The 26,863-nt window shown below is 63.2% G+C and carries 27 protein-coding genes, 6 tRNA genes and 1 other annotated feature; of the genes, 19 read left to right on the top strand and 14 right to left on the bottom strand.

Translation table 11 applies throughout. The features are described from left to right. Nucleotides 1-8 precede the first annotated feature (8 nt). Together NQE15_RS01230 and NQE15_RS01235 are read left to right on the top strand one after the other, a co-directional pair. Nucleotides 9-1,274: an MFS transporter gene (locus NQE15_RS01230; protein WP_265945832.1), complete on the top strand. Its 1,266-nt coding sequence runs from the start codon at nt 9-11 to the stop codon at nt 1,272-1,274. Further along, nucleotides 1,264-1,692: a GlcG/HbpS family heme-binding protein gene (locus NQE15_RS01235; RefSeq protein ID WP_265945833.1), complete on the top strand. Its 429-nt coding sequence runs from the start codon at nt 1,264-1,266 to the stop codon at nt 1,690-1,692. Before NQE15_RS01230 ends, NQE15_RS01235 begins: the two co-directional genes overlap by 11 nt. Nucleotides 1,693-2,402: 710 nt before the next feature. Here the strand turns inward: NQE15_RS01235 and tnpC are convergent. The 6 genes from tnpC to NQE15_RS01265 form a co-directional block, all read right to left on the bottom strand. Further along, nucleotides 2,403-3,911: an IS66 family transposase gene (gene tnpC / locus NQE15_RS01240; protein ID WP_265950075.1), complete on the bottom strand. Its 1,509-nt coding sequence runs from the start codon at nt 3,909-3,911 to the stop codon at nt 2,403-2,405. A 62-nt stretch (nt 3,912-3,973) separates the two neighbouring features. Then, on the bottom strand, nt 3,974-4,357 hold the full coding sequence (tnpB, locus tag NQE15_RS01245; protein ID WP_265942632.1) for an IS66 family insertion sequence element accessory protein TnpB: 384 nt from the start codon (nt 4,355-4,357) through the stop codon (nt 3,974-3,976). Next, complete coding sequence (locus NQE15_RS01250) at nt 4,300-4,674, bottom strand: transposase (RefSeq protein ID WP_265942633.1); 375 nt, start codon at nt 4,672-4,674, stop codon at nt 4,300-4,302. The genes tnpB and NQE15_RS01250 overlap by 58 nt, the downstream gene beginning before the upstream one ends. Before the next feature lie 52 nt (nt 4,675-4,726). After that, nucleotides 4,727-6,073 carry a KAP family P-loop NTPase fold protein gene (locus tag NQE15_RS01255; protein ID WP_265945834.1) on the bottom strand — a complete coding sequence of 449 codons (1,347 nt, stop codon included), beginning with the start codon at nt 6,071-6,073 and terminating at the stop codon, nt 4,727-4,729. Next, a protein-coding gene (locus NQE15_RS01260; RefSeq protein WP_265941681.1) for an IS3 family transposase occupies nt 5,997-7,225 on the bottom strand; the annotation gives its coding sequence in 2 pieces (ribosomal slippage) (nt 5,997-6,937 and nt 6,937-7,225; 1,230 coding nt in all). Before NQE15_RS01260 ends, NQE15_RS01255 begins: the two co-directional genes overlap by 77 nt. Then, nucleotides 6,831-6,947: a sequence feature (AL1L pseudoknot), on the bottom strand. Its footprint overlaps the gene before it by 117 nt. Nucleotides 7,226-7,272: 47 nt before the next feature. Next, on the bottom strand, nt 7,273-7,575 hold the full coding sequence (locus NQE15_RS01265; RefSeq protein WP_265945835.1) for a P-loop NTPase fold protein: 303 nt from the start codon (nt 7,573-7,575) through the stop codon (nt 7,273-7,275). 206 nt (nt 7,576-7,781) lie between these two features. Here NQE15_RS01265 and NQE15_RS01270 point away from each other — a divergent pair, with 206 nt between their 5' ends. Then, nucleotides 7,782-8,225, top strand: a complete 444-nt coding sequence (locus NQE15_RS01270; protein ID WP_265945836.1) for a nucleoside deaminase — start codon at nt 7,782-7,784, stop codon at nt 8,223-8,225. 29 nt (nt 8,226-8,254) lie between these two features. On the opposite strand, the gene NQE15_RS01275 is transcribed toward NQE15_RS01270, so the two are convergent. Further along, a complete protein-coding gene (locus tag NQE15_RS01275) occupies nt 8,255-8,821 on the bottom strand; it encodes a hypothetical protein (RefSeq protein ID WP_265945838.1) in 567 nt (188 codons plus the stop codon). Between the two features lie 189 nt (nt 8,822-9,010). On the opposite strand from NQE15_RS01275, the gene NQE15_RS01280 reads away from it, so the two are divergent. Further along, nucleotides 9,011-10,876 (top strand): GGDEF domain-containing protein, encoded by a 1,866-nt coding sequence (locus NQE15_RS01280; RefSeq protein ID WP_265945840.1) that lies wholly within the window; start codon nt 9,011-9,013, stop codon nt 10,874-10,876. Between the two features lie 34 nt (nt 10,877-10,910). Here NQE15_RS01280 and NQE15_RS01285 read toward each other — a convergent pair whose 3' ends face one another. Further along, the gene (locus NQE15_RS01285; RefSeq protein WP_265945842.1) at nt 10,911-11,813 is read right to left on the bottom strand and encodes a LysR family transcriptional regulator; all 903 of its coding nucleotides are present in this window, start codon (nt 11,811-11,813) and stop codon (nt 10,911-10,913) included. A gap of 101 nt (nt 11,814-11,914) precedes the next feature. Here NQE15_RS01285 and NQE15_RS01290 point away from each other — a divergent pair, with 101 nt between their 5' ends. From NQE15_RS01290 to NQE15_RS01315, 6 genes are all read left to right on the top strand, one after another. Then, on the top strand, nt 11,915-12,472 hold the full coding sequence (locus NQE15_RS01290; protein ID WP_265945843.1) for an MBL fold metallo-hydrolase: 558 nt from the start codon (nt 11,915-11,917) through the stop codon (nt 12,470-12,472). After that, nucleotides 12,469-12,792 carry a hypothetical protein gene (locus NQE15_RS01295; RefSeq protein ID WP_265945844.1) on the top strand — a complete coding sequence of 108 codons (324 nt, stop codon included), beginning with the start codon at nt 12,469-12,471 and terminating at the stop codon, nt 12,790-12,792. The genes NQE15_RS01290 and NQE15_RS01295 overlap by 4 nt, the downstream gene beginning before the upstream one ends. A 16-nt stretch (nt 12,793-12,808) precedes the next feature. Then, nucleotides 12,809-13,453 carry a DsbA family protein gene (locus NQE15_RS01300; RefSeq protein WP_265945845.1) on the top strand — a complete coding sequence of 215 codons (645 nt, stop codon included), beginning with the start codon at nt 12,809-12,811 and terminating at the stop codon, nt 13,451-13,453. 54 nt (nt 13,454-13,507) lie between these two features. Beyond that, nucleotides 13,508-13,592: transfer RNA gene (locus NQE15_RS01305), tRNA-Leu, on the top strand. A gap of 23 nt (nt 13,593-13,615) precedes the next feature. Further along, nucleotides 13,616-13,691 (top strand) — tRNA-Glu (locus tag NQE15_RS01310). Nucleotides 13,692-13,718: 27 nt separating this feature from the next. After that, a tRNA-Asp gene (locus NQE15_RS01315) sits at nt 13,719-13,795 on the top strand. A 103-nt stretch (nt 13,796-13,898) separates the two neighbouring features. On the opposite strand, the gene NQE15_RS01320 is transcribed toward NQE15_RS01315, so the two are convergent. Then, nucleotides 13,899-14,339, bottom strand: a complete 441-nt coding sequence (locus tag NQE15_RS01320) for an HIT family protein (RefSeq protein ID WP_265945846.1) — start codon at nt 14,337-14,339, stop codon at nt 13,899-13,901. A 192-nt stretch (nt 14,340-14,531) separates the two neighbouring features. Here NQE15_RS01320 and NQE15_RS01325 point away from each other — a divergent pair, with 192 nt between their 5' ends. The 3 genes from NQE15_RS01325 (at nt 14,532) to NQE15_RS01335 (ending at nt 19,062) form a co-directional block, all read left to right on the top strand. Continuing rightward, complete coding sequence (locus NQE15_RS01325) at nt 14,532-15,713, top strand: acetylornithine transaminase (protein ID WP_265945847.1); 1,182 nt, start codon at nt 14,532-14,534, stop codon at nt 15,711-15,713. Nucleotides 15,714-15,901: 188 nt separating this feature from the next. Continuing rightward, entirely contained in the window at nt 15,902-17,788 is a 1,887-nt protein-coding gene (locus NQE15_RS01330) for an acetoacetate--CoA ligase (protein WP_416336523.1), read from the top strand. A gap of 56 nt (nt 17,789-17,844) precedes the next feature. Further along, the gene (locus tag NQE15_RS01335; protein WP_265945849.1) at nt 17,845-19,062 is read left to right on the top strand and encodes an RtcB family protein; all 1,218 of its coding nucleotides are present in this window, start codon (nt 17,845-17,847) and stop codon (nt 19,060-19,062) included. A gap of 90 nt (nt 19,063-19,152) precedes the next feature. On the opposite strand, the gene NQE15_RS01340 is transcribed toward NQE15_RS01335, so the two are convergent. Next, entirely contained in the window at nt 19,153-20,259 is a 1,107-nt protein-coding gene (locus NQE15_RS01340) for an acyltransferase family protein (RefSeq protein WP_265945850.1), read from the bottom strand. A 67-nt stretch (nt 20,260-20,326) separates the two neighbouring features. Beyond that, nucleotides 20,327-21,619: a tRNA 5-hydroxyuridine modification protein YegQ gene (gene yegQ / locus NQE15_RS01345; protein WP_265945851.1), complete on the bottom strand. Its 1,293-nt coding sequence runs from the start codon at nt 21,617-21,619 to the stop codon at nt 20,327-20,329. A gap of 37 nt (nt 21,620-21,656) precedes the next feature. Here yegQ and rng point away from each other — a divergent pair, with 37 nt between their 5' ends. The 6 genes from rng (at nt 21,657) to NQE15_RS01375 (ending at nt 26,253) form a co-directional block, all read left to right on the top strand. Then, nucleotides 21,657-23,108 (top strand): ribonuclease G, encoded by a 1,452-nt coding sequence (gene rng / locus NQE15_RS01350; protein ID WP_265945852.1) that lies wholly within the window; start codon nt 21,657-21,659, stop codon nt 23,106-23,108. Between the two features lie 21 nt (nt 23,109-23,129). Further along, the gene (locus NQE15_RS01355) at nt 23,130-24,005 is read left to right on the top strand and encodes a dienelactone hydrolase family protein (protein WP_265945853.1); all 876 of its coding nucleotides are present in this window, start codon (nt 23,130-23,132) and stop codon (nt 24,003-24,005) included. Nucleotides 24,006-24,076: 71 nt separating this feature from the next. Next, nucleotides 24,077-24,514 carry a ProQ/FINO family protein gene (locus NQE15_RS01360; protein WP_265945854.1) on the top strand — a complete coding sequence of 146 codons (438 nt, stop codon included), beginning with the start codon at nt 24,077-24,079 and terminating at the stop codon, nt 24,512-24,514. A 267-nt stretch (nt 24,515-24,781) separates the two neighbouring features. Continuing rightward, nucleotides 24,782-25,018 (top strand): PAS domain S-box protein, encoded by a 237-nt coding sequence (locus NQE15_RS01365; RefSeq protein ID WP_323054933.1) that lies wholly within the window; start codon nt 24,782-24,784, stop codon nt 25,016-25,018. 150 nt (nt 25,019-25,168) lie between these two features. After that, nucleotides 25,169-25,306, top strand: coding sequence for a hypothetical protein (locus tag NQE15_RS01370; RefSeq protein WP_265950425.1), 138 nt, complete (start codon nt 25,169-25,171; stop codon nt 25,304-25,306). A 5-nt stretch (nt 25,307-25,311) separates the two neighbouring features. After that, on the top strand, nt 25,312-26,253 hold the full coding sequence (locus NQE15_RS01375; RefSeq protein WP_323054934.1) for a methyl-accepting chemotaxis protein: 942 nt from the start codon (nt 25,312-25,314) through the stop codon (nt 26,251-26,253). A gap of 80 nt (nt 26,254-26,333) precedes the next feature. On the opposite strand, the gene NQE15_RS01380 is transcribed toward NQE15_RS01375, so the two are convergent. From NQE15_RS01380 to NQE15_RS01390, 3 genes are all read right to left on the bottom strand, one after another. After that, nucleotides 26,334-26,409, bottom strand: a tRNA-Met gene (locus tag NQE15_RS01380). Between the two features lie 100 nt (nt 26,410-26,509). Beyond that, a tRNA-Lys gene (locus NQE15_RS01385) sits at nt 26,510-26,585 on the bottom strand. Nucleotides 26,586-26,606: 21 nt separating this feature from the next. Further along, nucleotides 26,607-26,682 (bottom strand) — tRNA-Lys (locus tag NQE15_RS01390). Nucleotides 26,683-26,863 lie beyond the last annotated feature (181 nt).

Genomic DNA, 26,863 nt, shown 5'->3' on the forward strand with positions numbered 1-26,863 from the left:
GACCCTCGATGACCGCATCCTCCCCACGCACCAGCCGTCTGCCGGCCGGCATGCGCGCCTTGGCCCACCGCAATTTCCGCCTCTATTTCGCCGGCCAGGCGGTCTCCATCCTCGGTTCGTGGATCCAGCAGGTGGCGCTCTCCTGGCTGGTCTACCGGCTCACCGGCTCGGCCGCGCTGCTCGGCATCACCGCCTTCTGCGGCCTGATCCCGCAGCTGGTGGTCGGCCCGCTGGCCGGCGCCTGGATCGACAAGCACGACAAGAAAAAATGGCTGATCGGCGTCCAGTCGTTGATGGCCCTCCAGGCCTTCGTGCTCGCCGGCCTGTGCTGGCTGGACTGGATAACCCCCAGCTTCATCGTGCTCATGGCGCTGGCCCTCGGCACCCTGAGCAGCTTCGACGCGCCGCTGCGCCAGTCGCTGATCGGCAGCTTCGTCGGCAGTCGCGATGACCTGCCCAACGCCCTGGCCTTGAACGCCATGCTGTTCAACGCCGGCCGCTTCATCGGCCCGCCGATTGCCGGCCTGCTCCTCGGCGTGACTTCGGAAGCCTTCTGCTTCGCGATCAACGGTTTTTCCTTCCTCGCCCTGATCGCCGCCATCCGGCTGGTTCGCAGCGAACCGCCCAAGCGCGCCCAGGGTTCGGTCGGCCAGGTCTTCAAGGAAGGCGTGCGCTACGCCTGGCAGACCTGGGCCATCCGCTGGCTGATCATCACGCTCATCGCCCTCAACCTGACCGCCTCGGCCTACGCCGTGCTGCTGCCGGTCTTCGCCCGCGACGTCTTCGCCGGCGACGCGACGACCCTGGGCTGGCTGTGGGGGGCGGCCGGCTGCGGCGCCTTTGCCTCGACGGTCTTTCTCGCCACCCGCAAATCGGTCTCCGGCCTGATCGGCGCCGTGGTCGCCGGCGTCGCGCTCAGTGCAGCGGCGCTGCTGGTCTTCGGCGCGACGACCCGGCTGCCGCTCGCGCTGGCCGCCATGGTCGCCCTCGGCTTCGGCATCTCGGTGTGTAACGTCGGCATCAACATGATCCTGCAAAGCTCGGCCCCCGAACAGTTCCGCGGCCGCATCGTCTCCTTCTTCACCTCCGCCCGCTTCGGCTTCGACGCGCTGGGCGGTCTGCTCGCCGGCTTCGTCGCCGTCGTCCTCGGTGCCGGCCAGACCCTGCTGGTCGAAGGGGTGGTACTCACCGTTTTCGTATTATTCCTGCTGACCCTGCGCCAACGCCTGACGGCGCAGGTTTCGGCAACACATGGAGAAAGTCATGGACATTGAAATGATCGCCTCGCTCGGCCTGGGCAGCGCCGATGAACTCGCCAATCGGGCGCTCGCCGCCGCCAGCGAGGCCGGCGTCAAGATCTGCGTCGCCGTCGTCGACCGCGCCGGCTACCCGCTAGTCTTCAAGCGCCACCCGGGGGCGCCCTTCCACTCGATCGACATCGCGCTCGACAAGGCCTACACCGTGGTCAGCTTCGGCCCCGCCACCGCCAAATGGGACGCCCGCCTGGCCAAAGGCTCGGAAATGCTGCGCCACGGCCTGATGCAGCGCGAGCGCTTCGTCGGATTCGGCGGCGGCTTGCCGGTCAAGCACGAGGGCGTGCTGGTCGGGGCGATTGGCGTTTCCGGGGGGAGCGAGGCGCAGGATGTGGCGTTTGCTGAGGCGGCGCTGGCGGGGTTGGGTGCTGGCGGGTGATTTGTCAGGCCTTTGGGAAGTGTCAGTCCCTAGCGTAGGATCCGTCTACCCCGTACACGCTTTTCTCCTCGACGACAGCCCGCCACGCAGCGAGTGCGGGAAGCTCTAGGGCTTGGTCTGCAAGGCGTTTGTTTGCATGCTTCTTTAGTTCCTTCAATGAGCAATAGGCTTCTATCTTTGAACGGTCGTCAGGAAGCGAATAACGCTGGCCCTTAGTGGAGTCGAAACTGTGACTAAGTATGGCAAGTGAGAAGTCATCGAGCGAAGGGTTCGCGAACTTCATGGCTGCAAATACCTTCGAACACTCACTGGGCGCCACACTGCTCAGTCTCCAAAGAATCAAGCCTGGGTTGCATGTCGTTAATAATCGGCCTGCTTTGGCGGCTTCCAGGATGTTTTTTGCTAGCTTGTCCGCGAGCCTCGCTTGGGCCTCGGGGGGCAGCGCAGCATTTCATCTTGCTTCTTATCGAATAGATAGCTGTCCGAGAATAGCTCTATGGCAACCGTGAGGTTGTTGGGATCGAGAACGATCTTCTCGGCCAGATTCGCCTCTTGGCCGGTAGCAGCGGCCTTGACGATCAGTCGAATGGCTCTTACTGCCACATCCTCGACCGGCAACCGGAAAAACCCGGAACGGTCTTTCGACCTCGCCGGAAACGGCTCTATATCAGCCAAACGTGCGATGTCCGTAAGCGCCCGGCGAACTCAGGTCAGTCGGTGATTTGAGGTTGCCAGCGGTGCGGCAGCAGGTCGCCGACGCGGCTTGCCGGTTGGGTCGGCAGGCGGGTCAGGACATCCTTCAGGTAAGCCAAAGGCTCGTGACCATTGAGCTTGGCGGATTGGATCAGGCTCATGATCGCGGCGGCGCGTTTGCCGGCGCGCAAGCTGCCGGCAAATAACCAGTTCTTGCGGCCGAGCGCGATCGGCCGGATCTGATTCTCGATCCAGTTGTTATCGATCGGCACCTGGCCATCCGTTAGGTAATGCGTCAGCGCCACCCAGCGTTTCAGGCTGTAGTCGATCGCCCTGGCGGTCCCCGAGCCATTGGGTACCACCTGTCGTTGCCGGGTCAACCAGGCATGCAATTCATCGGCAATCGGTCGGGCTTTCGCCTCCCGAATTCGTCGTCGCTCATCGATGTCGAATCCGGCAGCTTCCTGCTCGACCCCATAGAGTTTGCCGAAACAATCCAGTGCCTCGCCGGCGATCAGGCTCTGCTTCTGGCTGTGTAGCTCGAAGAACTTGCGCCGGGCATGCGCCATGCAGCCGGCTTCAGTCAACCCATTGGCCAGCAGTGCCTTGTAGCCTGAGTAATCATCGCAAATCAGTGTGCCGCGCCAGTCACCCAGGAATTCCTGGGCGTGCCTGCCGGCACGGCTTTCAGCAAAGTCATAGATCACCGCCTTGGTCGGCTCGAAGGCGCCGATGCTGTAGGACCAGAGGTAGGCTCGATGCGTCTTGCCAGCCCCCGGATCAAGCATGGCCACCGGCGTTTCATCGGCATGCAGCACCCGATGCCCGAGCATCTCATCCTTCAGGGCATCGACCAGGGGCTGGAGTGCCACACCGCATTTCCCTACCCACTGGGCGAGTGTCGATTGCGGAATGGCCAGTCCGGCCCGACCGAAGATCGCTTCCTGACGATAGAGCGGCAGATGGTCGAGGTATTTGGCAACCAGCACCTGCGCGAGCAAGCCGGTCGTCGGAATACCCTTGTCGATAACGTGCGCCGGAACAGGCGCCTGGATCAGCGTTTCGCACTGCCCGCAGACCCACTTGCCACGAATGTGGCGCTCGACGCTGAAGACGCCTGGCGTGTAATCGAGCTTCTCGGCCACATCCTCGCCGATGCGCTTCATCGTGCAGCCGCAAGGGCAGACCGTGGATTCAGGCTCATGATGAATGTCGGCACGCGGCAGACTCGCCGGCAGCGGCTGGCGTTTGGCCTGGCCTTTCGCCTTCGGTGGCGTCGGCGACAGTTGTGCGAGTTCTTCTTCCATCGCCGCCAGATCGGCATCGATGGTTTCCTCGAATAGTTGCGCCTGCTCGACCGGCCAGTGCTCGGTCTTGACCCCGAAGCGCCAGCGCTTGTGCATCGCCAGTTCATGCGTGAGTTTGTCGATCTTGGCTTGGCGCCAGTCCAACTCGCGGTCTTTCTCGACCAGCAGGCGACGCAGTTCGTCAGCGCTGAGTTGGTCGAGGTGGGTTGGCAAGGACATGGCCGGCATGATGCCGTCCGCCGCCCGATCTGACCATCGTGGACTTCCCCAATGGTGGACCGTCAAACAATCCGGATCACACCGCCGTCAGCCAGTCGTTCCCATGGCAGACCGAGGACGAGTGCATCAAACTGCGGCCGGCTGAGCTCGACGCTGCTGTTGCCGTGCCGCCAGCAGAATCGCCCCTGATTGAGCCGACGGTTCGCTAGCCAGATACCGTATCCATCATGGACCAGCACTTTCATCCGGTTGGCTCGGCGATTGGCAAACAGATAGGCATGGTGGGGTCGGGCTTCGCCAAACATCGAGACGACCCGGGCCAGGATCGTCTCGGTCCCCGCCCGCATATCCAGCGGCGTGGTCGATAACCACAGGGCATCGACCCGAATCACCGTAGCCAATCTCGCAACCAGGCGGCGCAATCGCTCGCCGCCTGTCCAGGCCATTCAATCTTCACCGCCGTGTTGCCACGCCGAACTTCGATCCGAATGTCGGGGATACTTGAGACGATGGGTGGCATCGGTACCGGCACAAAGGCGGGTTCTGTGCCGCGCGCCGGTGAAATCGACCGTGCCGGCAGGCTGCGGCTCGGTGGCTCAATGCCCCGTTCCCGCATCCAGCGACGGACCTGATTCGCATTGACGCTATTGGCCAACGCAATGCCGGCAACTGAAGCGCCGGCCTCACAACAGGCAGCAATCACTGCCTGCTTGAACTCCTCGGGGTGAGTCCGCCTGCGGCGGCTCGGCTTCTTAACTTCCATCGATCGTGTCCACCATCTTTTTTAGTGGACACTATCTTCACGGTCTAAGCCGTCAATTCACAGATGAGTTCGCCGGGCGCTTACCGATGTCCAGGCAGAGCCTCTCAATATCATCAACACCCCTAGCAGCTATGGCCTCGGCAACGTCACCGATACATTCCAAAAATTCGAGGCAGTTTTGCTGTGTTAGCGCGCTAACAATTTGGCTTCTCTGGTCAGCGTGAATCAGGTAACGGCGAGCCATGACGAAGCTAACGTCGGCACCGCTGACATGAAGCTGAAGCGCAACAAGCAGTCGCGCTGGCGCCGCGATATGCCCCTCGACATCGAGCACACGTCCCATCGTAAATTCATCATCTGCCCGTGCCGTGAGAGGAAACAGGCGATGTACCAACCTGCGAACGGCACTCGGTTTGCTGCACTGGTCAAATGCCACATCGCGATCTGTTGCTCCCTCCTTGATAAGGTCCTCGCTCTTCTTAAAGAGAGCACGATCTGCAGGTAGTAATCCCACAAACCATCGAGGCTCCATACGCATGAGTTCGTAGACGCTTGGTGCTTTTACCATTAGCGCTGCGAACCCAATGATGTCTGCCAACACCACCTCTCCGCGCAGCATGGGTTCGATGACTGCGACGGTGTTAAAGACTCGCGCGAAGTCTCGTGGCTGCTCCAGTAGTTCGCGTAGACCAGAGAAGTACAACTCCCCTAACCGGTCCTGGGAATTGGCAAAGTAGGGCCTGTCTGCGTCGAGATGCAGTCGTGCGAGAGCGTCGTTGATGAGGGCGCCACGAGCTTCCAGACTGATAGCGGGCAGTGGAAGCCGTAGCTGGACGACCTTGTCCAGGTACGTCGTTGAGCGTGGCACATTGACCGCCTTCAATGCGTCGCTCACGTACTCCGGGTCCCAGGCCAGGACGTAGCCCACATTCGGTAAGTCGCCAACCGCTTTGACGATACGGACCATCTCGAACACTTCGGACGGGAATAGACGGTCGATGTCATCAATGAAGACGATAACCGGTCGCCCGAAGCGTCGCAGTGCCTCCTCAACCTTTTTCTTCCTGACCTCGATATCAGGTGTTTTATAGCTAGCTACCGAGTCGACCGTTTCACCAGTAGACTCAATGACGGTCTTAACCAGCGATGCCCAGGGTTCTGCGCCCGGGACCAACTTGATGAAGTCGAAAATCTTGGCGTAGGCCTTGAGCTCGCGGGCGACCTTCTTACCGTTGGTAGCATGGTCGGCAAGCTTTACCTCGGAGGCAATCTTCGAGAGGAAGTGAATCGCCCCGGTTTCCGTGGAGGCCGGTTGGTTTAAGTCAGGCCACGATGGCGGCCTGATCGGCGAGTTGCCTGTAGTAGTTTGCCTCAGCTTCTGCGGGGGGGATATAGCCAATCGGTTCAAGCAGCCTGTGGTGGTTAAACCAAGACACCCATTCCAGAGTTGCCAGCTCCACGGATTCCCTGGTTTTCCAAGGGGCGCGCCGGTGGATCATCTCCGCCTTGTACAAGCCATTAATCGTCTCGGCTAGCGCGTTGTCGTAGCTGTCGCCCTTGCTGCCGACTGATGGCTCAATCCCGGCTTCGGCCAGTCGCTCGCTGTAGCGGATCGAGACGTACTGCGAGCCCCTGTCCGAGTGGTGGATCAAGGCCTCGTCGGGACTCGGCTGACGGGCGTACAGCGCCTGTTCCAGCGCATCGAGCACGAAGTCCGTATGCATGGAACTGCTCACTCGCCAACCCACGATACGGCGGGCAAAAACGTCGATGACAAAAGCCACATATAACCAGCCTTGCCAGGTCGAGACATAGGTGAAGTCCGAGACCCACAACTGATTGGGACGGTCGGCCTTGAACTGTCGATTGACCCGATCCAGCGGGCAAGCCGCTTTGCTGTCGCTGATCGTGGTGCGCACCACCTTGCCGCGCATGACTCCGCGCAAACCTTGACGCCGCATGAGTCGCTCGACCGTACAACGGGCCACCGCGATGCCTTCGCGGTTCAGTTGCCGCCAGACCTTGTCGGCACCATAGACCTGCAGGTTGGCCTGCCAGACGCGCTTGATCTCGGGCACTAACACCTCGTCACGCCGCACTCTCTGACTGCGCTGTTCAGGATTGCGCCGCCGAGCGACATGACGCCGGTAGCCCGACGGGGCAATCTGCAATTGCCTGCAGATCGGCTCGACCCCGAAGGCAGCACGATGCTCGTCGACGAAAGACCTCAAGACTTGAATCGGCGGTCGAGCTCCGCCTGGGCGAAAAACGCGCTGGCAAGCTTGAGGATCTCGTTGGCTTTGCGCAGCTCTTTGACCTCGCGCTCCAGTTCCTTGACACGCTTCTGGTCCGCCGTGGTCGGCCCTTCGCGCTGGCCGGCATCTCGTTCGTGCTGACGCACCCAGGTCAGCAGCGTCTGCGGCGTGCAACCGATCTTGACCGCAATGGATTCAACGGCTGACCACAGCGACGGATGATCGGCACGGCTTTCGGCAACCATGCGCACGGCGCGCTCACGAAATTCGGGGGAGAACTTAACTGACTTCTTCATGGCTCTATCTTCTCAAGAGTTAGAGCCTCCACCAAACCCGGGGCGATTCAGAAGTGACGCAGCAGCGCGTCGCGGTCACCGACAAGCCAGGGGTTGAAGTGCACAATAACTGGCGCGGGGTTCTTGGTTCGAAGCAGCGCCTCCATCATGGCCAGTGTTGACGTCTTACCGCTTCCCCAAGCGCCTTCGACTGATATGACAAACCCGGCCATTGAGCTCACTCGTCCCAAGGCATTGACCGCAGCCTGCGCGTAACCTTGGCGCCCAAGCTTATCAGCTATGAGTGCATCTTTCGGGCTTAGTGGCCGGTCGAAGCCGAGCTCCACGTTCTGGTCGTTCGAATTCTCCATGTTCTTCTTCTCTGTTCGATTGGGTAGCTGTTGGACCCATATCCTAGTCGATTGTACGCACGCGGCATCAGGACCAGAGGCCGCCTATGACCCGACAGTTGTCTGTTATGTGGCGAAAGGTTGCGATAGCTGACCGGACCACTTTGGCGCATATTCGGGAGATGCTTACTTTACGGATCGGGCAATAGCCAACGAGGGAGGGGAAGATGGACGAATTCATGCAAGCCGCCATGGCGGAGGCCCTGGCCGGGTTGGGCGAGGGCGGCATTCCGATCGGGTCGGTCCTCGTGCATCGCGGCGTCATTCTCGGTCGCGGCCACAATCGGCGCGTGCAGCAGGGCAGCGCGATCCGGCACGGCGAAATGGATGCCCTGGAAAACGCCGGTCGGCAGCCGGCCGATGTCTATCGGGAGTCCGTCCTCTATACGACCTTGTCGCCCTGTGCGATGTGCAGCGGGGCGATTCTGCTTTATGGTATTCCCCGGGTGGTCGTTGGCGAAAACCGGACCTTTCTGGGCGAGGAGGATTTGCTGCGCTCCCGGGGCGTGCAGGTGGAGGTCCTCCAGGACTCGACCTGCATGGCCATGATGCAGGGCTTCATCGCCAGCAATCCGAGACTCTGGAATGAGGATATTGGCGAAACCGACTGAGCGGGTGCCGAGAACGTCGGGCTCGCCGTTCAGCGAATCAGCAGCCGCTTGAACCAGCGCGTTTCCGGCGCGATCTCCGAACGGTCCACCGGTCCGTAGGGCGGCGTCGAAGGGTCGGCGGGTGGGGCGCCGATCTGGGCCAGATCGACGGCCTCCGGTGTGCCGACCAAACCTTGGTCGGTTAGTTGCAGGCGGTAATAGAGGCCATTCCAGAGTATGGCGCCGAATTCCTTCTGCGCCTTGAATAGGAACAACAGCGAGTGTTCGAGCCAGCGCAGGTCGGCCGCGCTGACCGTACGCGGATTCGCGTAAGGGTAGGGCACATGGCACTGGATTTCGCTCTGCCCCTCGAGACACTTGAATTCCTTCATCGACAGGAAATAGTCCTTGAAGACCTGGTGATCGAGCTTGATCTCGAACTGAGTCAGCTCACCCGCCGGCTTGAAGACTATCGTCCCCAGACGAAGCGGACTGCCTTCGCGGGGTTCGATGAGCAGCGTTTTTTCGCCGCGCATTTCCCAGGCCAGTGCCGGCCATGCGAACAGCAGCGGCAGGGCAAGCAGTCCGCAGGCAATCTTTCCGGCCAGTGTCTTCATTGCATTCCCTCTCTTCGTCGTCGCGCTGATTGGCAACCGGCCATTCGCCGCTGGCTTGCCTTTCCGGGTTCGCCCACTAACATGAATATACGTTGTTTATTTGTGTGCTGTAGCGCTCCCGGTGCCGTCTCCGGCACCGGAAAACAGAGAAAGCGGTAAGCCAATCTGAAAGGCTCGTGTGGAGGGGCAATGAGCTACGCCGAACGGGCGCTTAAAACCTTGAGCGCGGGAAATCGCACTCTGTTGCGGGCAGTGGACGAACCCAGCCTGCTGCAGGACATGTGTCGCGTCATTGTCGAACTCGGCGGCTATCGCATGGCCTGGGTCGGCCGGGTTGAGCAGGATGCCGAAAAAACCATCCGGCCGCTTGCCCATTACGGCTTTGAGACCGGTTTCCTGGAGATGGGGCATTTCACCTGGGCCGGCGACGGCGACGACCACGGTCCGACCGCCCAGGCTGTGCGCACCGGCAAGCCTGCCATCGTTCAGGACATCGCGAGCTTGACCAGCCAGACCTTGCCGGTTCCCCTTAACGAGCCCCTGAAGCGCGGCTATGCCTCGGTCGCCGCCTTCCCGCTGATCATCGACGGCCAGGCGATCGGCAACCTGAGCATTTTCGCCGCCGAGCCGGATGCCTTCGACGAACGGGACACCCAACTGCTCGGTGAAATGGCAGACGACCTCGCCTTCGGCATCGCCACCCTGCAAATTCGCGAGCGCCATCGCGAGGCCGAGGCAACCATCCGCCGCATGGCCTATTTCGATGCCCTGACCGGGCTCCCGAACCGCACCGCGCTGCAGGAAAAGCTGGATACGGCAATCGATCAGGCGCGCCAGCTGCATCACCCGCTGGCCGTGCTGCTGGTCAAGGTCGGGCGTTTCCAGGAAATCAGCGACACCCTGGGCTACCAGGAGGGCAACGCCTTGCTGCTGGAAATGGCGACGCGGCTGCAAGGCATCTTGCCGACGCAATTTATTGCCCGGGTCGGCGAGGACGAGTTCGCCTTCATTCTGGCCGGTGTCAGTGCCGAAGCCGCCACCCAGACGGCCCGCCAGATTACCCGCAACATTTGCCAGCCGGTCAATCTGGCCGGGCTCGACATCGATGCCCACGCGCATGTCGGCATGGCGCTGTTTCCCGGCCATGGCGGCACGGCGGACGAATTGATGCGGCGGGCCAAGATCGCTGCCACCCAGGCCCGGCAGAACGTCGGCAATTACGCCATCTACAAAGGCGCGGCCGATCAGGAATCGCGGCGGCGGCTCGCACTGATGAGCGATCTGCGGCGAGCGATCGACAGCAACGAATTGCAGCTCTATTGCCAGCCCAAGGTGGGCATCGCCTCCGGCGCCATCTGCGGTGCCGAGGCGCTGGTGCGCTGGTTTCACCCCGAACATGGCGCCGTCGCCACCAGCCAGTTCGTCGCCCTGGCGGAGCGGGCCGGCCTGATGATGCCGCTTACCCGCTGGGTACTCGAAACCGCCTTCCGGCAAAGCCATAGCTGGCATGAAATGGGCATCGATTGTCCGCTGGCGGTCAATCTCTCGGCCCAGGACTTGCGCGACCCGCAACTGATCGAGCGCATCGCCGGCCTGTTCGCCACCTGGGCCGTGCCGCCCCGGCTGATCCAGTTCGAATTGACCGAAAGCGCCCTGATGGAAGATCCGGCCGGGGCGCTGGACACCATGTTCCGCCTGAAGGATCTCGGGGTCGAACTGTCGATCGACGATTTCGGTACCGGCTATTCCAGCCTGAGCTATCTGCAAAAACTGCCGGTCGATTCGTTGAAGATTGATCAGTCCTTCGTCGGCAGCATGCTGAGCAACAGCGGCTCGGCGGTCATCGTGCGCTCGACCATCGAACTGGGCCACAACCTGGGGCTCGGGGTGGTCGCCGAAGGCGTCGAAACCGAGGATCTGTGGAACAGCCTGCAGCAACTGGGCTGCGATACGGCGCAGGGCTACTTCGTCAGCCACCCGGTGCCGGCCGAAGGTCTTCCGGCCTGGCTCGGCAATTCGCCCTGGCGTGGCGGGGCGCTGGCAGCGACTGGGTAAACAAGATTTGAACCAAAGGCCGATCAGCCGCCGCTCAAGCGAGTTCCCAGGCCGGATTCTGGCCGAAGCGGGCGACCAGGAAATCGAGCAGGGTGCGCAGTGAAGCCGGCACGTGGCGGCGGGTCAGGTAGACACCCCAGATGGTGAGTTCCGGCGGCTGCCAGTCGGGCAGCAGATGGACCAGTTGGCCGCTGCGGATCAGCGGCCCGGCGAGGTAGGTGGGTTGCAGGGCGATGCCGGTGCCGGCCAGGGCGGCCTGGGTCAGGACGGTGGCTTCGTTGGCGCTGAGATTGCCGGCAATCGGCACGGCGATGTCTTCGCCGGCCCGGCTGAAGCGCCATTCGCCCTTGCCGAAGTTGGAGTAGGTCAGGCAGTTGTGGCGGGCAAGATCGGCCGGTGTCTGCGGCGAGCCATGGCGGGCGAGGTAGTCGGGCGCGGCGCAGATTACCGAACGACAGGGAGCGATGCGCCGGGCGACCAGGTTCGGGTCGAGCTCGCCGGAGATGCGGATGGCTAGATCGACGCGATCCTCGATCAGGTTGATGGCGCGGTCGAGCATCAGCATGTCGACCGAAACGGCGGGGTATTGCCGCAGGTAGTCGCTGACCGCTGCGGCCAGGTGGGCGACCCCGAAGGACATGCTGGTCGTGATGCGCAGTTGCCCTTTCGGCGCCTGGTCGCGCTGGCCGGAACGGTCCTGCATTTCGGCCGACAGATCGAGCATTTGCCGGCATTGGGCGAGACAGGATTCGCCGGCCTCGGTCAGCGAGATGCGTCGCGTCGAGCGTTGCAGCAGGCGCCCGCCCAGCCATTTTTCCAGTTGCGTGACGTAGCGCGTGACCATGACCCGGGTCATGCCCAGGTGGTCGGCGGCGGCCGTGAAGCTGCCCCGTTGCGCGACTTCGCTGAAGACTTGCATTGCGGTCAGGCGGTCCATATGAACATTTCGTGAAACAAAGATGCTCATATTTGTCTATTTATCCGAGCTTATCAAGCGCCTAAAGTTCGCAGCACTTCACCACCACTCAGGAGATACCCATGAAGACGCTACGTAATTTTGCCGCCGGTTCGCTGCTGGCGATCGCCACGCTCGGTAGCGCCCTGGCTGATGAAACGCCGGCACTGGCCCTCAAGGTCTATAACGCCGACGGCAACAGCTTTCACGTTAATTCGGTGCTGGTCACCGGCAAGCAGGACGCCATGCTGATCGACGCGCAATTTACGCGGGCCGATGCCCACCGCCTGGTCGCCGACATCCTGGCCAGCGGCAAGACCCTGAAAACCGTCTATGTCAGCCATGGTGACCCGGATTACTACTTCGGCCTGGAAGTCATCAAGGCCGAGTTTCCAGACGTGAAGATCGTCGCCAGCGCGCCGACCATCGCCTGGATCAAGAACACGGTGCAGAAGAAGGTGGCCTTCTGGGGGCCGAAGCTGGGCGCCAACGCGCCGCGCACGCCGATCATCCCGGACGCGCTGCCCGCGGAAGGCCTGACGCTCGAAGGGCAGAAGCTCGAAGTGCTCGGGCTGGATGGCGCGCTGCCGGGCCGCAGCTTCGTCTGGATACCGTCGATCAAGGCCGTGGTCGGGGCGTGAACGTCTTTGGCGGGTTGCATTTGTGGACGGCCGATACGCAATCCGTTGCCCAGCGGGCGGAGTGGCTCAAGATTCTCGAGCGGATCGAGGCCCTGCAGCCGGCCACGGTCGTTCCCGGCCACGCCAGCGCAGCGGACAAGGGCGGTCTCGACGCCGTGCGTTACAGCAAGACCTACCTGCAGCGCTACGAAACCGAACTGGCACGGGCGGCAAACGCAGCCGAACTGATCGCGACGATGAAGCGCTTGTACCCCGAAACCGGCCTCGGCATCGCGCTGGACATTGGCGCCAAGGTCAACAAGGGCGAGATGAAGTGGTAGCGGCGGAGAATTGAACATGGTTTTGCATTACATCTACGATCCTTTCTGCGGCTGGTGCTACGCCGCCGCGCCGTTGGTTAGTGCGGCGCGCCAGGTGCTGGCCGTGCAGGCGCACGGCGGCGGCATGATGGCCGGGCGCCAGCGGCAAACGGTATCGCCGCAGTTGCGCGACTACGTCATGCCGCACGACCGCCGCATCGCCGAGCTGACCGGCCAGCCCTTCGGTGAGGCCTACTTCAACGGGCTGCTGCTGGACCGCGAGGCGGTCCTCGACTCGGCGCCGCCGATCGCCGCGATGCTGGCGGCCGAGCTCCTGGGCGGTCGGGGGCTGGATCTGCTGGGTCGCCTGCAGACGGCGCATTACGTCGAAGGGCGGCGGATCGCGGAAACGCCGGCGCTGATTGAGCTGGCCGGGACGATAGACCTGGAGCCGGCGGCTTTCGCGACGGCGCTTGAGGAGATGCAAGGCGAAGTGACGCTGGCGCATATCGAGGAAAGCCGGCGCCTGCTCGCCGAGGCCGGCGGCAGCGGCTTTCCGACCTTCGTGCTCGAGCAGGCGGGGTACCATGCGGTGCTCGACAGCTCGGTCTATCTCGGCCGCCCCGAAGCCTGGCAGGCGTTTCTGGAAGATTCGATCAGGCCGGGAGGGCGGGAGAAATGAAATATTCCTTCCGTTGCCTTCGTTTTTCGATAAAATGCGCGGCCTTTCGAGTCTGCCCAGGTGGCGGAATTGGTAGACGCACTAGTTTCAGGTACTAGCGGGTAACTCCGTGGGGGTTCGAGTCCCTTCCTGGGCACCAGACGCGAAAGCACATTCAGACGGGTTCCCATCGTCTAGAGGCCTAGGACACCGCCCTTTCACGGCGGTAACCGGGGTTCGAATCCCCGTGGGAACGCCAGCCTTCTGACGGCTGGCCAGCAAAACTGGAGTGGTAGTTCAGTTGGTTAGAATACCGGCCTGTCACGCCGGGGGTCGCGGGTTCGAGTCCCGTCCACTCCGCCAACACTTAAGGCGCTTGCCGCCGCCCTTTGGGCACACACTTACACCCTGCAGGCTGTGACCGCGCATTTCAGCCAGCGCGCCAGGCCGGCCAGTTATCCGGCGGTCAGTCGAGCGCCTGGCGCAACTGCCTGGCGTAGGCGTCGAGCAATTCGCGTGGCGGATTCTTGCGCGGCCAGGAGAGCGCGATGCCGTCGTTGCCGTGTCGCGGCACCACGTGCAGGTGGAAATGGAAGACGGTCTGGTCTCCTTCCTTGCCGTTGGCTTGCAGGAGGGTAATGCCCGGCGGGTCGAATGCCGCCTGGACCGCCCGGGCGACGCGTTGCGCCGTGCGCATGACGGCGGCCGCTTCCTCGGGGCTCAGGTCGAGCAGCGTTGCCGCGTGGCGCTTGAGGGCGACCAGCGTATGCCCCGGGTTCAACTGGCCGAGGTCCATGAAGGCCAGCGTCAGTTCATCCTCATAGACCCTGGCGGCGGGAATCTCGCCGGCGATCAGGCGGCAGAAGACGCAGGAATCGGATGTTGTGGGATCGACGGAAAGGGGCATGGCGAATATCTCCTTGGCGAAAGACTCGGACAACGGTGGCTGTCGGCCGATTGGCCCACATATTAGCCGTTCGCCTCCGGTTTCGCGGCTGCCGCCCTCGAGCGGCGAAAACCAGCCTCAAGCCTGACGTCCGGCGGCGCATTTCGGTAACATCGTGCCCTTATCCTTTTCGTTTCAGCCCGAGGAACCGACATGCAATACCGCGACGCCAGCACCGACTCCCTGATGTTCATCACCCCCCGCCCGGATATCGTCTTCGAGCGCGGCGAGGGTTCCTGGCTCTACGATCATTCGGGCCGCAAATACCTCGATTTCATCCAGGGCTGGGCGGTCAACTGCCTCGGCCACTGCCCGCCGGAAATCGCCCAGGCGCTGGCTAGCCAGGCTGCCAAGCTGATCAACCCGAGCCCGGCCTTCTACAACGGCCCGATGGTCGAACTGGCCGGCCTGCTCACCGCAAACTCGGTGTTCGACCGCGTCTTCTTCGCCAATACCGGCGCCGAGGCCAACGAAGGGGCGATCAAGCTCGCCCGCAAGTGGGGCCGGCTGCACAAGGACGGCGCCTACGAAATCATCACTTTCGGCCATTCCTTCCACGGCCGCACGCTGGCCACCATGTCGGCCTCCGGCAAGGCCGGCTGGGACACCATCTACGCGCCGCAGGTGCAGGGCTTCCCGAAGGCGACCTACAACGACATCGCCTCGGTCGAGGCGCTGATCGGGCCGAAGACCGTTGGCGTGATGCTCGAACCGGTGCAGGGCGAGGGCGGGGTGATCACCGCCGATATCGAATTCCTCAAGGCCCTGCGCGAACTGACCGCGGCGCACGGCCTGCTGCTCATCGTCGATGAAGTGCAGACCGGCATGGGCCGCACCGGCAAGCTGTTCGCCTACGAACACGCCGCCATCACCCCGGATATCATGACGCTGGCCAAGGGCATCGGCGGCGGCGTGCCGCTCGCCGCGCTGTTGGCCCGCGAGGCCATCTGCTGCTTCGAACCGGGCGACCAGGGCGGCACCTACAACGGCAATCCGCTGATGACGGCGGTCGGCCTCGCGGTCTTGCAGCGTCTGCTCTCGCCGGGCTTCCTGGCCGGGGTCGCAGCCCGCGGACAGTACCTGTCGCAACGGCTGCGCGAACTGTCGGCCAAGCACGGCCTGAAGGGCGAGCGCGGTTCCGGCCTGCTGCGCGCCCTGATCCTCGACGACGAACGCGGTCCGGACCTCGTGCGCCGGGCGCTGGAAGCCCAGCCCCACGGCCTGCTGCTCAATTCGCCGCGCCCCAACCTGCTGCGCTTCATGCCGGCGCTGAACGTCAGCGAAGGCGAGATCGACCTGATGATCGAGCAACTCGACGGCCTGCTGCGGAAATGACGGCCGCCCGGATTCCCGGCAAGTGTCCGGTCGATGACAGTCGACCACGCCGACTTGCTGCTATCTTCTGACGGTATATCCCGCCGGCCAGCCCGGCGCGGAACAAAAATCCAGGAGACAAGATGACCGAAGCCGTCGCTGCCAAGCCTTTGTGGCAACCCAATCCCGCCACCGTTGGCGATACCCGCATGGCGCAGTTCATGCAGGCCACCGGCCACGGCCGCTATGCCGATCTCTGGCAATGGTCGGTCGACCAGCCCGAGGCCTTCTGGTCGACGATCTGGCGCTTCTGCGGTGCGGTCGGCGAACCGGGTGGCGTGGTTTTGGCCGATGGTGACAAGATGCCCGGCGCCCGCTGGTTCCCCGAAGCCCGGCTGAATTTCGCCGAAAACCTGCTGCAGCACCGTGATGACGCGGAGGCGCTGGTTTTCTGGGGCGAGGACAAGGTCAAGCGCCGGCTGAGCCGCGCCGAGTTGTACCGCGAAGTCGCCCGCTTCCAGGCTTTCCTGGTCGCCAACGGGGTCGGGGAGGGCGACCGCGTCGCCGGCTACCTGCCCAACCTGCCGGAAACCCTGATCGCCATGCTGGCCGCCACGGCGCTCGGCGCCATCTGGTCCTCGGCCTCGCCGGATTTTGGTGTGCAGGGCGTGCTCGACCGCTTCGGCCAGATCGAACCCAAGGTGCTGATCTGCGTCGACGGCTACTGGTACAACGGCAAGCCCGTGGACTGCCTGGCCAAGAACGCGGAGGTCGTGGCCCAGATGCCGTCGCTGCTCAAGACCGTGGTCGTGCCCTACCTGAACGCGGCGCCGGCGATCGCCGGCATCCGGAACGCCGTTGCCTGGAACGACCTGCCGGCCGGGGGCGGGAATGTCACCTTCAAGCGCGTCGCCTTCGATCACCCGCTGTTCATCATGTTCTCCTCGGGCACCACCGGCGTCCCCAAGTGCATCGTCCATTGCCATGGCGGCGTGCTGCTCCAGCATCTTAAGGAACACCAGCTGCACAGCGACGTGCGCCCCGGCGACCGCCTGTTCTACTTCACGACCTGCGGCTGGATGATGTGGAACTGGCTGGTCTCCGGCCTCGCCGCCGGCGCCACGCTGCTGCTCTACGACGGTTCGCCCTTCGCCGGCGGCGGCACGGTGCTCTTCGACTACGCGGCGGCCGAGAAGATGACCCACTTCGGCACCTCGGCCAAGTTCATCGACGCCGCCGCCAAGCTCGGCTTGAGGCCGGGCAAGACCCACGATCTGTCTGCGCTGCGCGCCATGTTCTCGACCGGCAGCCCGCTGTCGCCGGAAGGCTTCGACTGGGTCTATCAGGAGATCAAGCAGGACATCCTGCTCGCCTCGATTTCCGGCGGCACCGACATCGTCTCCTGCTTCGTGCTCGGCCACCCGGTGCTGCCGGTCTGGCGCGGCGAAATCCAGTGCCGCGGCCTGGGCATGGCGGTCGATGTCTTCAACGACGACGGTCAGCCGGTGCGCCGGGAAAAAGGCGAGCTGGTCTGTACCAAGCCTTTCCCGGTGATGCCGGTCGGCTTCTGGAACGACCCCAACGGCGAGAAATACCACGCTGCCTATTTCGAGCGCTTCGAGAACATCTGGTGCCACGGTGACTTTTCGGAACTCACGGCGCACGACGGCATGATCATCTACGGCCGTTCCGACGCCACGCTGAACCCCGGTGGCGTGCGCATCGGCACCGCCGAAATCTACCGCCAGGTCGAGCAGTTGCCGGAAGTCGTCGAAGCCCTGGTCATCGGCCAGGACTGGCCGCCGGGGCGCCATGACGACGTCCGCGTCGTGCTCTTCGTCCGCCTGCGCGAGGGGGTGACGCTCGACGAGGCGCTGACCGAGCGCATCAAGCGCCAGATCCGCGACAACACGACGCCGCGCCACGTGCCGGCCAAGGTCGTCCAGGTCCAGGACATTCCGCGCACCAAGTCGGGCAAGATCGTCGAACTGGCCGTGCGCAACGTCGTACATGAGCGGCCGGTGAAGAACGTCGAAGCACTGGCCAATCCGGAAGCGCTGGACTTCTTCCGCCGACGTAGCGAACTGGGCGACTAGCACGGCTGAAAAATCCGCGAACCCGGCTACCATCAGGGTAGAGGGGGAACGGAACGATGAGCTACCAGGTCCAGGACGTCGCCAGCGGCAAGCCGATCAAGCTGTGGACCGACGGCGTGCCGGTCGAGGCCGAGGCCCGCCAGCAGTTGATGAACACCGCCCGGATGCCCTTCATTTTCCGGCATCTGGCGGTGATGCCGGATGTTCATCTCGGCAAGGGTTCGACCATCGGCAGCGTGATTCCGACGCAAGGGGCGATCATTCCGGCCGCCGTCGGGGTCGATATCGGCTGCGGCATGATGGCTGCCCGCACGACGCTGACCGCGGCCGACCTCCCCGACCACCTGCGCGGCCTGCGCAGCGCCATCGAGCGTGCGGTACCGCATGGCCGGACCACGCCGCGCCACGGGCGCGACCAGGGTAGTTGGGAAAATCCGCCGGCCGCCGTCGACGCGATCTGGGCCGGCCTGCTGCCGGGCTTCCGGCGCATCACCGAGAAATACCCGCGCCTGCTGAAGACCAACAACCACAAGCATCTAGGGACGCTGGGCACCGGCAACCATTTCATCGAAGTCTGCCTCGACGAGGCCGATCGCGTCTGGTTCATGCTGCATTCCGGGTCGCGCGGGGTGGGTAACGCCATCGGCAACCTGTTCATCGAACTGGCCCAGGCGGACCTCCGGAAACACATCGCCAACCTGCCCGACAAGGATCTCGCCTATTTCGAGGAAGGCAGCGCGCACTTTGCCGACTACATCGAGGCCGTCGGCTGGGCTCAGGATTACGCCCGCCGCAACCGCGACATGATGATGGCCAACGTCGTGGCCGCCGCCCGTTCGGTGATCGCCAAGCCGTTCACGACCGATGTCGAGGCGGTCAATTGCCACCACAACTACGTGCAGCGCGAAACCCACTTCGGGGCCGAGGTGCTGGTCACCCGCAAGGGCGCCGTGTCGGCACGCCGGGGCGAACTGGGCATCATTCCCGGCTCGATGGGGGCCAGGAGCTACATCGTGCGTGGCCTGGGCAACGAGGAGGCTTTCTGTTCATGCAGCCACGGAGCAGGGCGGGCGATGAGCCGCAACGAGGCCAGGCGCCGCTTCACGGTCGCCGACCAGATCAGGGCCACGGCCCACGTCGAGTGCCGCAAGGATAGCGAAGTGATCGACGAAATCCCGATGGCTTACAAGGACATCGATGCCGTGATGCGGGCGCAGAGCGACCTGGTGGAAGTGGTGCACACCCTCCGTCAGGTGGTCTGCGTGAAAGGTTGAGCCAGCAATATCCGCAGCCTGGCAACGCCGGAAGGCGGCGATAGGGGAAGCTCGGCAGTCATGCGACGGGCCGCTTGTCTGGATGGACGACTAGCGGAGAAAGCCGAAGCGACTCAGTCCAGGCACCTTGCGCACCATTTCCAGGCCTTTGCCGAACAGCCAGGCGAAGGCCGTGGTGATGCGCCGGCTGGCTTCCGGGCTTTCGATCCAGCGGTAGAAGTAGTTCGCGGCGACGATGCTGGCGGCCAATGCCAGAATCAGGCCAAGGAGGGCGCTGGCCGGCGACGACAGCTCAAGCTGGGCATAGAGACCGTTGGCGAGCAGCAGAACCGGGAAGTGCACGAGGAAGAGCGAGTAGGAAATCTGGCCGAGGAAAGCCAGCGCTCGGGCATTCGGCCATTGCTCTAGGAAGCCGGCCCGGCGACCGAAGCCGAGCAACAGGGCGACGCCCAGGGCGAGCACGATGCGCAGCCGGAAATCGACGATCAGCGCGGCAATCGCCACGGTGGCGATGACGCCCAGCCAGGAAGACATTTGGCGGCGCTCGGAGGCCCACCAGGCGGCAGCGCCGAGTCCGTAGGAGCCGAAGAAGTAGAGCGCCCAGTTGTCCCAGCTGGCATCGCGATTGAACCAGAACAGCGAGGCGCTGGCCACGGCGAGGACCAGCGCCGGGGCGACGCGCTTGATCTGGCCGCCCCAGAGCAGTAGGGCCATCAGCGCGAACAGTTGGAAATCGATGGCGATGTACCAGACGCCGGCCGACAGCGAATCGAAACCGAGCAGGCTTTGCAGCAGCAGGGCGTGGGCCAGCCACTGTTTGAAGGTGGCGCGGTCGGGAATCGCCTCGTCGTCCATCCAGTGGTCGGCAACGGCGGCAGCGGCGATGGCGAGGCCGATCGCCGCCAGGTAGGGCACGACGAGGCGCAGGTAGCGTTTCCAGATCAGCGGCAGCGGCGAGACGGTGAGGGCCTGGCCGTGGCCGGACAATGCGCGGGCAGCGAGGAAGCCGGCGATCACCAGAAAGACCTGGACAGCCATCCGGCCATAGCCGTAGAACCAGTCGACGATGCCCGGGAAGGCTTCACGGGTAGCCTCGGCCAGCGGACCGTAGGACGAGAAATGGTTGAGCAGGACGAGCAAGGCCGCAATCGCCTTGAGGGCGTCGATCAGCGGCATGCGGTTGGCGGGTTGACTCATATCAATAATTTTACACCGTATGCTGCGGTGCACCAATGTAATTCAGGCTTGATTCGTAAAGGGTTATCTATACAAAACGCGCGACGAAGCAATCGGTGTACCGCGCCGGCAAATCAACCCAGACCCGGTGGCCGCTGCCGGGGGCGACGCTGACCGCCTCGCCGGCCTGGTTTTCCATGCGGCTCAGCGTCCAGCTATGGTTGCCGGACGGGTGCACGCATTCCAGGCGGTCGCCGATCGAGAAGCGGTTCTTGACCACGATTTCCATCAGGCCGCGGGCTTCGTCGAAGCAAACCGCATCGCCGACATAGAGGCTGCGGTCGGATTCGGAATGGCCGCGCAGGTAGTTCTGGTAGTCGGCGTCGTGGTGGCGCTGGTAGAAACCGTCGGTGTAGCCGCGGTTGGCCAGGCCGTCGAGCTCGCCCAGCAGCTTCGGGTCGAGCGGCCGGCCGGCGACGGCATCGTCGATCGCCTGGCGGTAGGCCTGGGCGGTGCGGGCGACGTAGTAGGGGCTCTTGGTGCGGCCCTCGATCTTCAGCGAATCGACGCCGATCTCGACCAGGCGCTGGACGTGCTCGATGGCGCGCAGGTCCTTGGAATTCATGATGTAGGTGCCGTGCTCGTCTTCCTCGATCGGCATCAGCTCGCCCGGGCGCTGCCTTTCCTCGAGCAGGATTTCCTGGTCGGGGTGGGTGTAGAACGATACCGGCTGCGTCGTTGCCACGCCGGGGTTGTCCGAGGTCGAGACCTTGTAGTCCCAGCGGCAGGAGTTGGTGCAGCTGCCCTGGTTCGGGTCGCGGTGATTGAAGTAGCCGGAGAGCAGGCAGCGGCCCGAGTAAGCGATGCACAGCGCGCCGTGTACGAAGACTTCGAGTTCGATGTCCGGGCACTGCTGGCGGATTTCGGCGACCTCGTCGAGCGACAGTTCGCGCGACAGGATGATGCGAGTGAGCCCTAACTTCTTCCAGAAACGCACGGCCGCCCAGTTGACGGTATTCGACTGCACCGAGAGATGCACCGCCTGCTCGGGCCAGGTCTCGCGCACCATGTCGATCAGGCCGGGATCGGACATGATCAGCGCGTCCGGCTTCAGCTCGATGACCGGCGCCATGTCGGCGAGGTAGGTGGTCAGCTTGGCGTTGTGCGGGAAGATGTTGCTGACCACGAAAAACTGCTTGCCGCGGGCATGCGCTTCGTCGATGCCTTCCTTGAGCCGGGCGATGGTGCCGAACTCGTTGTTGCGGACGCGCAGGCTGTAGCGGGGCTGCCCAGCGTAGATCGCATCGGCGCCAAAATCGAAGGCGGTGCGCATCATTTCGAGCGAGCCGGCCGGGGCGAGAAGTTCGGGCGCCTTGCGCATAGTAGAATCCAGCAAAAAACCGCGAATTGTAGAGCGTATGAGCGAAGAAATACTGATCAATTTCACGCCGCAGGAAACCCGCGTTGCCGTTATGCAACAAGGAGTTGTCCAGGAATTGCATATCGAGCGCACCTCGAGTCGCGGCCTGGTCGGCAACGTTTATCTCGGTCGCATTTGCCGCATTCTGCCCGGCATGCAGTCGGCATTCGTCGATGTCGGCCTCGACCGCACCGCCTTCCTGCATGTCGCGGACATCTGGCAACCCCGCGAGACGGCCACCGACCGGCCGATCGAGAAGATCCTGGCGGAAGGGCAGAGCATCGTCGTCCAGGTTGTGAAAGACCCGATCGGCACCAAGGGGGCGCGGCTGTCGACGCAGATCTCGATTGCCGGCCGCATGCTGGTCTACCTGCCGCAGGAAAAGCACATCGGCATCTCGCAGCGCATCGAGTCGGAAGCCGAGCGCGAAGTGCTGCGCGAAAAGATCACCCGCCTGGTGCCGGAGGACGAGAAGGGAGGCTTCATCGTCCGCACCATGGCCGAGAACGCCAGCGACGAGGAATTCGCCACCGACATCGCCTACCTGCGCAAGACCTGGGCCGACATCCGCGACAAGGCCCGGACCTCGGGGCCGCCGACCGTGCTCTACCAGGAGCTCTCGCTCGGCCAGCGCGTGCTGCGCGACTTCGTCAATCCGGACACCGCGCGCATCGTCATCGACTCCCGTGAGAACTTCCAGAAGCTCAATGCCTTTGCCGATGAATACACGCCGGCGGTGCTGCCGCTGCTCGACCACTACACCGGGCAGCGCCCGCTGTTCGACCTGCACGGGGTCGAGGAAGAAATCCAGAAGGCGCTGGCCCGCCGCGTCGACCTCAAATCCGGCGGCTACCTGATCATCGACCAGACCGAGGCGATGACCACCATCGACGTCAATACCGGCGGCTTCGTCGGCGTCCGCAACTTCGACGACACCATCTTCAAGACCAATCTCGAAGCGGCGGTCACCATCGCCCGCCAGCTGCGGTTGCGCAACCTCGGCGGCATCATCATTGTCGATTTCATCGACATGGAGAACGAGGAACACAAGAAGGCCGTGCTCGACGAGTTCAACAAGGCGCTGGCCCGCGACCACACGCGGCTGACGGTCAACGGCTTCACCGCCCTCGGCCTGGTCGAGATGACGAGGAAGCGCACCCGCGAATCGCTCGCCCACGTGCTGTGCATGCCCTGTCCGACCTGCGGCGGGCGCGGCGAAGTCAAGACGGCGCGCACCGTCGCCTACGAAATCCTCCGCGAACTGCTGCGCGAGGCGCGCCAGTTCAATGCCCGCGAATACCGCATCCTGGCCGGCCCGGCCGTCGTCGATCTCTTCCTCGACGAGGAATCGCAAGCCCTGGCCATGCTCTCCGACTTCATCGGCAAGGCGGTTTCGCTGCAGTCCGAGCCGAGCTATTCACCCGAGCAGTACGACATCGTGTTGATGTGACGAGCATGCAGGAGAAGCGCCATGAACCCCAATCCGGAATTCGACAGCCTCGTGCCGGGGCAAACCTATGACCGCCGGAGTTTCATCGTGACCACGCTGGGTGCCGGCTTTGCCCTGGCCACGCAGCCGGTGATGGCGCAGACCGCGATCAAGACCGACGATGCCGGCCTGGTCGCCGGCGAAATCAAGGTCCCGGTCAGCGACGGCGAGCTGGTCGCCTACCGCGCCTTGCCCAAGGGCGCGGCCAAGCCGCCGGTGGTGCTGGTGGTCTCCGAGATATTTGGCGTTCATGAATACATCAAGGACACCTGTCGCCGCCTCGCCAAGCTCGGTTACTGCGCCATCGCTCCCGAGCTTTTCGCCCGCCAGGGCGACCCGCGCACGATCGAAAGCATTCCCGACATTCTCAGCAAGATCGTCTACAAGACGCCCGATGCGCAGGTGATGAGCGACTTCGATGCCTGTGTCGCCTGGGCGGCCAGCCAGGGCGCCGACAGCCAGCGCCTGGCGATTACCGGCTTCTGCTGGGGCGGCCGGATTGCCTGGCTGTACAGTGCGCACAACCCGCAACTGAAGGCAGCCGTGGCCTGGTATGGCCGGCTGGTCGGTGTCGCGAGCGAGATCACGCCAAAGCATCCCGCCGACCTGGTCGGGCAGATCATGGCGCCGGTGCTCGGGCTTTACGGCGGCCTGGATGCCGGCATTCCGCTCGAAACCGTCGAGGCCATGGAAAAAGCCTTGGCGCAGGGCAGTGCGGCGGCAAGGCTTTCGGAAATTCATGTTTATGACAACGCCCCGCACGCCTTCCATGCCGACTATCGCCCCAGCTACCGCAAGGCAGAAGCCGAGGATGGCTGGCAGCGCATGCTGGCCTGGTTCAAGAAGAGTGGTGTCTGAAATCCTGATTTTGCGGCAGCGCAGCCGGCCTTCGTGCTACGCTTCGCGCCTTGACCGACCTGTGCACCATCATGACCACTGCTGAATCCACTCCCGCCAAGCCGACCGATGCCCGCGTCCTGCTCAAGGACCTGCAAGCCCGCTTCGATGTCTTCCGCAACCACAGTCCGCTGGCTATCGGCATCGACAAACAGGTCTTTGCCCAAATGCCGGAGCTGGAAAAGAAGGCGCTGCGCATAGCCATGCGCAGCCATACCATTTCCACCCGCTATCTGAAGGAAATGGAAAAAGGCACGGTGCGCCTGAACCTCGACGGCACGCCGGCCGGCGAGGTCACCGACGAGAACCGTCAGCACGCCGCGGAACTGCTGCGCGAACGCTTCAAGAAGCAGGTCGAGCAGCGAAAGGCCGCCGAAGCCACGGTCAAGGCCGCCGAAGCCGCAGCCAAGGCCGAACAGCAGCGCGCCGCGAAGCTCAATCAGCTGGCCGAAAAGTTCGCTCGCCGCTAGGCGGATTGCGGACGGCGTCCGGCGCCGAACGGAAGGCCAAAGGCCAGTCGATTCGACTGGCCTTTTTGCTTTTCCGGAGGGCCTTTCTGCGCCCCCTTCTGTTGTCACGCCGTCTGGATGCAAGGGGTAAATTGACAACGATTATGAAAACAATATCCTCTGGCCAATCCCAGCTGGATAAACAATTTACTTCCTGCTGCTGGTTGAATTGAAGCCAGCAGCACGCAAGCAAATGGATAACTAGAACGTATAAAAAGGGGGAGGAAAATGCGCAACAATCAACCTGTTACTTCGGTCGAGACGCCATTACCCGACAATCTGTTCATCTACTCGACCACCGACCTGAAGGGCGTCATCTCCTCGCTCAATGACGCCTTTGTCGAAATCAGCGGCTTTTCCCGCGAGGAGCTCGTCGGCAAACCGCATAACGTCGCCCGCCACCCGAATATGCCCGAGGCTGCCTTTGAGGACCTGTGGCGCGACCTGAAAGCCGGTCGGCCGTGATGCGGACTGGTCAAAAACCGGTGCAAGGATGGCGGTTACTACTGGGTCGAAGCCAATGCTTCGCCAATTCGCGAAAACGGCAAGATCGTCGGCTATGGCTCCGCCCGCAACCAGCTCTCCCTGGTTCTCGGCGTCACGGCCGGTAGCGCCTTGGTCGCCGCGCCGAACCTGGCGATTCCCGGTCTGCTTTGGGGCAGCGCCGGCCTGTTGCTGGCTGCTCTCGCCATCCTGCTGCTGATCTGGCTGCCGCGCCTCTTCAAGGACCTGCAGGGGGGGGCGCCGAGGTGAACGGCATGCAACGCGATGGCGACTTCTCTGCGCATGTTTCTGTAAAGGGCCAGGGGCTGCTCTCCGAGGTCGCGCAGGGCATCATCGCCCTGGCCATCGACGTCGAAACAGTACTCCATGAAACCCAGACCGGCGCTCGGCGCGTCGCGGATGGTGCCAGCAGCCTGCGACAGGCCATGCAGCACGTGAGCGAGGCGCAAAGTAGCCTGTGCAATTCATCGACCGCTGCCGCCGTAACGCTGGAGCAAATCACCGTTGCCATCAACGAGGCGGCGATGAATGCCAGCGAAGGTGTCGACGCGTCGGAGGAAAATCAACGCACATCCGCCGCCGCCGAGGATGCCGTCGCCGAGATCGGCCAGATCGCTGAACGCGTCCGTTCTGCCGGCGATGCGGTGTCGCCCCTAAGTCGGCGCTCGCAGGAGATCGGCAGCATGGCCGGCGTGATCAAGGATATTGCCGACCAGACCAACCTGCTGGCGCTCAATGCCGCCATCGAGGCCGCCCGCGCCGGCGAGCAGGGCCGCGGGGTTGCAGTGGTCGCCGACGAAGTTCGCAAACTGGCCGAGCGCACGGCCAAGGCGACGATGGAAATCGATGCCACGATCCAGGCCATTCAGGACGAGATTGGCAGTGCCGTCGGCACCATGCAGGAAAGCTGCTGCCTGATGGGCGATGGAGTGCATCGCGTGCAATCGGTGCGCGACGCATTGTCGCTGATCCAGACTACGTCGCAACGCGCCCTGGAAAGAGCCCAGGCCATCGCCGACGCCTCGAAGGAGCAGGGTGTTGCTGCCAACGACATTGCCCGCAATGTCGAACACATTGCCCAGGCGATCGACACGCAGTCCGGCGACATCGTCGCCATCGAACAGCTGACGGCCGATTTCCAGAAAACCTCGGAGACCCTCCGCCGCAAACTGACTCACTTCCGCCTCAACGGATGATTGAAGCGGACCGTTGCCCCCGCCGCAAAAACAAAAAATGACCAGCGGCAGTTAAGCCGTTGGTCCTTCGCTGTGTTTCGTGGTTGCGGGGGCAGGACTTGAACCTGCGACCTTCGGGTTATGAGCCCGACGAGCTGCCAACTGCTCCACCCCGCGTCCGTGAGGCTTACTGATCGTCATCCGCGCTTGTGCGCAAGGCTGACGACCTTAAGGCAAAAAGCCTCGGCAAGTCGCCGAGGCTAGGTGCTTTTGAATCTGGTGGGGCGCGACAGATTCGAACTGTCGACCTACGGATTAAGAGTCCGCTGCTCTACCAACTGAGCTAGCGCCCCAGATTTTCCCCATTGGCGACTTGGTGGGTCGGGCGAGATTCGAACTCGCGACCAACGGATTAAAAGTCCGCTGCTCTACCGACTGAGCTACCGACCCGCCTTGGGAGCGCGAATTATATAGATCGACCTATTTGGCGTCAACGAAATTGCCGATCTTGAAGCATAGTTTTTTGCGAATTAGCCAACGCCGGCCGATTTTCATGGCTCGGCGCCGTGCGCTTGATGGATTCTTCAGGAAAGTCGGACTCTGACAACGAAATGACCCGGCCCGGAGCACG

Source organism: Dechloromonas sp. A34, assembly GCF_026261605.1.
Taxonomy (GTDB): domain Bacteria; phylum Pseudomonadota; class Gammaproteobacteria; order Burkholderiales; family Rhodocyclaceae; genus Azonexus.